5 protein-coding genes and 2 pseudogenes (1 of these 7 cut by a window edge) are annotated in these 5,937 nt (G+C 61.3%); 3 read left to right on the top strand and 4 right to left on the bottom strand.

All coding sequences use genetic code 11. From position 1 onward, the window contains the following. A partial coding sequence (locus tag EOB59_RS31190) for an FAD-dependent oxidoreductase (protein WP_164777502.1) occupies window positions 1–487 on the bottom strand: 487 nt, incomplete at its 3' end. Window positions 488–650: 163 nt separating this feature from the next. On the opposite strand from EOB59_RS31190, the gene EOB59_RS31185 reads away from it, so the two are divergent. Next, window positions 651–1,301 carry a 5-formyltetrahydrofolate cyclo-ligase gene (locus EOB59_RS31185; RefSeq protein ID WP_128290022.1) on the top strand — a complete coding sequence of 217 codons (651 nt, stop codon included), beginning with the start codon at window positions 651–653 and terminating at the stop codon, window positions 1,299–1,301. On the opposite strand, the gene EOB59_RS31180 is transcribed toward EOB59_RS31185, so the two are convergent. Continuing rightward, the gene (locus EOB59_RS31180) at window positions 1,298–1,771 is read right to left on the bottom strand and encodes an Lrp/AsnC family transcriptional regulator (RefSeq protein ID WP_127269076.1); all 474 of its coding nucleotides are present in this window, start codon (window positions 1,769–1,771) and stop codon (window positions 1,298–1,300) included. The two genes, EOB59_RS31185 and EOB59_RS31180, sit on opposite strands and share 4 nt — an antisense overlap. Window positions 1,772–1,926: 155 nt before the next feature. Between EOB59_RS31180 and ald the strand changes: the two genes are divergently transcribed. Next, window positions 1,927–3,042, top strand: coding sequence for an alanine dehydrogenase (gene ald, locus EOB59_RS31175; RefSeq protein WP_023812057.1), 1,116 nt, complete (start codon window positions 1,927–1,929; stop codon window positions 3,040–3,042). A gap of 205 nt (window positions 3,043–3,247) precedes the next feature. Beyond that, complete coding sequence (locus EOB59_RS31170) at window positions 3,248–4,555, top strand: outer membrane beta-barrel protein (protein ID WP_128290021.1); 1,308 nt, start codon at window positions 3,248–3,250, stop codon at window positions 4,553–4,555. Window positions 4,556–4,789: 234 nt separating this feature from the next. On the opposite strand, the pseudogene EOB59_RS31165 reads toward EOB59_RS31170, so the two are convergent. Together EOB59_RS31165 and EOB59_RS31160 are read right to left on the bottom strand one after the other, a co-directional pair. Continuing rightward, window positions 4,790–5,258: pseudogene (locus EOB59_RS31165) on the bottom strand (DUF1203 domain-containing protein). A gap of 155 nt (window positions 5,259–5,413) precedes the next feature. Then, window positions 5,414–5,937, bottom strand: a pseudogene (locus EOB59_RS31160) (OmpA family protein) (it continues 43 nt past the right edge of the window).

Here is a 5,937-nt window from a genome sequence, read left to right as displayed (position 1 = left end):
CCGCAATGGTCAGCAACGCCCGGCGTTTGGCCGGATCGGTCTCCCGCTCGGCCTGCTCGAAGGCCAGGAGAATTCGCCTCCGAATGCTGGTGGCGTCCTCCAGCGTCTTCAGGCCCGGGGCGAAAGGCTCCCATTCGTCGTGGCCGAAATAGGCGTGGCGGGCACCGGTGGCGAGCACCAGCGTGTCGTAGGCGACCGCGCTGCCGTCATCGAGCAGCACGCGCTTGCCGGCGCGGTCGACACCGGTGACATTGGCGAGGAGCGTCGTCACATCCTTGCGCTTGCGCAGGAGGTGGCGGATCGGCCAGGCAACCTCGGAGGTGGCCAGCGCCGTCGTCGCCACCTGATAGAGCAGCGGCTGGAAGAGGTGATGGTTGCGCTTGTCGATCATGGTGATGCGCACGGGAGCGCCAGCAAGTGCACGGGTGAACTCGAGACCGCCGAAACCCGCGCCGACAACGACGACATGATGCCTGGCTTCATTCATTTCGTTCACCCCGATGGCAAGATTGGCTGTCCTGGATGTAGGTATTTTTGTGCAATGCAACAACAGATAGGCAGTGACCAAGACTCGTCGTTGCATGTCGTGAATGCACATGTTGTATCGTATCGCGAGGTATAGCGTCATCGAACACGCGATGAGGTGAGGCATGGCCAACGATCGTGACGACGATGCTCCGGCGCAGTATTCTTCGCCGCCCTGTTTCATGCACGAGCTCGATCTGGAATTCCGTGCGCCTTCGAGCGACTGGACCGACGTCAGGCGCTGGCGCAAGGCCGAGCGCGAGCGCCTGATCGCTGCCCGGCTGGCGGTTTCCGCTGACGCCCGAACGGTAATGTCGCAACGCATCGCCGATGGCCTCGACGCGATCATCGGCGAGATCGCCGGGCGCATGGTCAGTCTTTACTGGCCGTTTCGCGGCGAGCCGGATTTGCGGCCTTGGATGGCGTCCATAAACGAACGCGGCGGCCGCACCGCCCTGCCCATCGTCATCGACAAGGGGCACCCGCTGATCTTCCGCGCCTACAAAGCGGGCGACCGGCTGGAGAAAGGTGTCTGGAACATCCCGATCCCGGCCGAGGGCGATCCGGTGCTGCCGGACATCGTCATCTCGCCGATCGTCGGCATCGATCCCCAGAACTACCGCCTGGGTTATGGCGGCGGCTTCTTCGACCGCACGCTGGCAGCGATGCCGTTCAAGCCGCTGGTCATCGGCGTCGGCTACGAGCTGCAACGCATCGCGACCATCTACCCGCAGCCGCACGATATCCCGATGGATCGGGTGGTAACGGAGGCCTAGGCCATTTCCGGCTTCATGCCCATGGCGGTCCTGTCGACGATTTCGCGTAGCGCAAAGGACGAATTGATTTTGGTCACATGCGGCATCGCCGACAGCCATTCCTTGTGGATGCGCTCATAGTCGACGAGATCCTTCGCCGCGATCCGCAGGATGTAGTCGTACTCGCCCGACATCAGGTGACAGGACAGCACGTTCGGGCAGCGTTTGATCGCCGCCTCGAAATCCGAAAGCGTCTTCTCGAACTGTCCCGACAGCGATATGTGCACGATCGCCGTCATCTGGTGGCCGAGTGCTGCATTGGAAAGCCGGGCATGATAGCCGCGGATGGTTCCGGATTTCTCCAGATTGTCGAGCCGGCGCGAACAGGCCGACTGCGACAGGCCGACCTTCTCGGCCAGTGCCGCATTGGGTATCCTGCCATCCTTCTGCAAAGCCTCGAGAATGGCGATATCAATCCTGTCGAGCCGCATTTTTCGTGAATCCTGCGAATATCCAGCTATTTCGCGCAACGATTATCGAAACCTGCCGGTTAGCGCAAGCGCATTCGCAAACACCTGCGCAACGATTCGTGGTTCACTCCATCCATACAGGGAACGAGCCCAAAGGGCCGGATCAGGAGAAGAAAATGCGCGTCGGCTGCCCCAAGGAAATCAAGAACCACGAATACCGCGTCGGCCTCACCCCCGGCTCGGTCCGCGAATATGTCGCCCATGGCCACGAAGTGCTGGTTGAGACCGGGGCCGGTGCCGGCATCGGCGCCGATGACAACGCCTATCGCGCCGCCGGCGCCACGATTGCCAAGACGGCCGCCGAGGTGTTCGCCAGGTCGGACATGATCGTCAAGGTCAAGGAGCCGCAGCCCAGCGAATGGGCGCAGCTTCGCGAAGGCCAGATCCTGTACACCTACCTTCACCTTGCTCCGGATCCGGAGCAGACCAAGGGCCTGCTTGCGTCCGGCGTGACGGCAATCGCCTACGAGACCGTGACCGACGACCGTGGCGGCCTGCCGTTGCTGGCGCCGATGTCGGAAGTTGCCGGACGCCTGTCGATCCAGGCCGGCGCCACGGCGCTGCAGAAGGCCAATGGCGGCCGCGGCGTGCTACTCGGCGGCGTGCCCGGCGTGCTGCCCGGTAAGGTCACCGTGCTCGGCGGTGGCGTCGTCGGCCTGCACGCGGCCAGGATGGCGGCCGGCCTTGGCGCCGACGTCACCATCATCGACCGCTCGATCCCGCGCCTGCGCCAGCTCGACGACCTCTTCGCCGGCCGCGTCCACACCCGTTACTCGACTGTCGAGGCGCTGGAAGAAGAGTGTTTTTCAGCCGACATCGTCGTCGGCGCGGTGCTGATCCCGGGTGCCGCGGCGCCAAAACTGGTTTCGCGCGAAATGCTGTCGGGCATGAAGAAAGGCTCGGTGCTGGTCGACGTCGCCATCGACCAGGGCGGCTGCTTCGAGACCTCGCACGCCACCACTCATGCCGAGCCGACCTATGAGGTCGACGGCGTCATCCACTATTGCGTCGCCAACATGCCCGGTGCCGTGCCGGTCACTTCGGCCCACGCGCTCAACAACGCGACGCTGCACTATGGCCTGCAGCTTGCCGACAAGGGCCTCAAGGCGCTGGTCGACGATCATCACCTGCGCAACGGCCTCAATGTCCATAAAGGCAAGATCACCAACCGGGCAGTCGCCGAGGCGCTCGGCTACGAACTGGTCGAGCCGAAAGCCGTTCTCGCCGCCTGATTTCGCGAGAACAGCCCCTTTCAATCCAGCCCGCCGGTTCCATGCCGGCGGGTTTTTTCTTGCGAGCCTGTTTTTCAGGCAAAGCATGGCGTCGAAAGATGTGACGCAACGGCACTTTGCTCATCATTGTTGCATATTTGTCATTCCCGTACCGGCCGACTCCCTGCTAGAGACATTCTGGGTTTACTCATTGGGGTACGGGCATATGTTCATTCGCACATCCGCGAAATCTTTTCTTCTTGGTGCTGTTTCTGCTGTGGCTTTGATGTCTGCTGCTCATGCAGCAGACGTCGTGCAGCCGGTAGAAGAAGCTGCCGGCTTTAACTGGAGCGGCCTCTACGTTGGTTTTGGCGTCGGTGCCGGTGCCAACGTACACGAGCTCGGCAGCGATTTTATTCCAATCTCGCTGAACGGCATTGGTGGCGAAGGCGTCTATGGTGAGCTGACGGTTGGCTATGACTATATGGTCTCGCCCCGGTTCCTCATCGGCGGTCTGCTGGACGCTCACGTGGGCAACATCAAGACCACGCTGGACATTACGGGGTTCGACGCTTCGATCAAGGAAACCTACGGTTTCGACGCTGGCCTGCGTCTCGGCTACCTCTTGACGCCGAACACTCTGGGCTACGTGCTGGGTGGCTATTCCTGGCAGAAGTACAAGCTCGATACGAACGCCGGCTTCGACTTTGATTGGGATCAGAGCGGGTATTTTGTCGGAGGTGGCATCGAAACGGCCATCAACAGCAATTGGACGATCAAGACTGAGTATCGCTATACGGGCTTCGGGACCAAGGACGATCTTCTTTCCGAGGCTGGCATTGTCGGGGTTCCGGACGGTCTCCTGAATCTTGACACCTCGCGCCATACTTTCCAGATCGCAGCCAATTACCGGTTCGGTGCCCAGAACGGCGGCGGCGCTGCATTCGAGACGCCAGCCTACAACTGGACCGGATTCTATATCGGCGGCGCTGGTGGTGCCGGTGCGTCCGTGCATCAGATCAACGTTCCGCCGCTCGGCGGCCTGGAATTCAATGGTCTGGGTGGCGAAGGGGCCTTTGGTGAACTGAACGTCGGCTACGATCATGACTTCGGCAGCTGGGTCGCAGGCGTCATGGTCGATGCACGCTACTCCGGCATGACTTCCGAACTGGAGCTCGGCGGCGGATCGATCAACGTCGATACAGACTATGGGTTCGATGTGTTGGGCCGCGTCGGCATGAAGATGAACGAATCGACCCTTGCCTATGCGCTTGCCGGCTACAGCTGGCAGCATTTCGATCTGAACGCTTCCGACCCGATCGGCGACATTCTCGACTGGGGTTCCAGCGGTTTCTCGGTTGGTGGCGGCCTTGAAACGGCTCTGTCCAGCAATGTCACCGTTGGCCTCGAATATCGCTATTCGCAGTTCGCCGAGAAGGACTTTTCTTCGGAATTCGGCGCACCCGACGACACCCTTACCTCGACTTCCTCTTTCCACACCGTGCGTCTCGGCGCGAAGTACAAGTTCAACTAAAAGGCCCTCCAGCCAAACAGTTGCAGCCCGTCGGCCATGCCGGCGGGCTTTTTTTATTGCTCGAATCTTTCCGCGCCAAACGCAGGCAACAAAAAAGCGGAGCCAAAGCCCCGCTTCCTCGATGTCGAGATTTACCGCCGGTTCATCCGCGGTCGGCAAATCGATCGACAATGGCTTTCTATCGCGCATATGCGACGGCAGTACGACAACTGTTTCCAGCGGCTAGTCTCAGCCTCAAGCGCGCTCGATGCGGCACTGGTAGCAATTGTTGCGCGCCGAACGGACATGGACGTAGGCGATCTCGTCGCGTTCGAACAGCGTCTCGGCCCGTGCAGCAATTGCCGTGGTCGGGATGACGCCGCCGCTGCCATAGACGATGCGATCATCCCTGCCATAGCCGCGCACGATGTAGTCGGGGCTTTCGAGAATCTCGGGCAGCGCCTCGCTCTCGGCAGCGCGGTCGCATTCCTCGCCATGCAGGAAGATCGGACCCCGTTTCAGCATAGGGCTGAAGCTGCGGGAATGGCCGGTACGCCAGAACAAGATAGGCATCGCCGGCGGCGATGTTCTTCAAGCAATGCCGGCAAGGCATGCCGTCACCGTCGGAGATCTTTCGCTCGGGCATTTGACCATAAGCATCGATCCCGCCGCGCTGCAGCGTCCTGACACCTTCGGTCGGCAAAGCTTTGAACTGGATGGTCATGGAAAATCTCCGGTGTGGTCTACCGGAAATTATCCCTTTGAACTCTCGCCGCCACCCGATTCCTGCCAGATATCGAAGAGCCGGTCGCCCGTCGGCGACCGGCTCTCATCAAGTCCCGTCGAAGGCGCCGGCTAACTAAAATTCAGAGCTGCGGCTCAACGGATGAAATCGTCGAAGCGGCGCAGTGTCACCCGGCGATTCTGCCAGTTTTCGTTCTGCGTCTGCACCAGCAAAAACTCTTCGCCATAGCCGACTGTCTCGAGAGCATGACCCGGCACGCCGAATTCGCGCACCAATGTGCGCTTGAGCGAAGCGGCGCGCTGTTCGGACAGAGCCTGATTCGACTGGAAGGAGCCGACGGCGTCGGTGTGGCCCTCGATCAGCACGCGGGCGCCGCGATCGCGGCGCAGGATGCGCCGCAGCGCGTCGGCAATGGTCTCGATCTTGTCGTATTGCGAGTTGGCAATAGCCGCCGAACCGAAGGCGAAGTTGATCGACTGGATATCGATCGAGCGGGCCATGCGGCGCAAATCCGGGCGCCGCTTGAATTCGCGGATGGTGACGCGCTCGTTCGGCCGCAATTTCACCCGCGGCGCCGCCTCGAGCTTCCGCTCGATCGTCGCGGCCGAAGGCGTTGTCGCCTGGGCTGCGGCCAGGCTTGGCATGGCAATTGCCGCGA

Source organism: Mesorhizobium sp. M7A.F.Ca.MR.176.00.0.0 (assembly GCF_004023165.1).
Lineage (GTDB): Bacteria > Pseudomonadota > Alphaproteobacteria > Rhizobiales > Rhizobiaceae > Mesorhizobium.
This window is presented reverse-complemented; position numbering and strand designations above follow the sequence as displayed.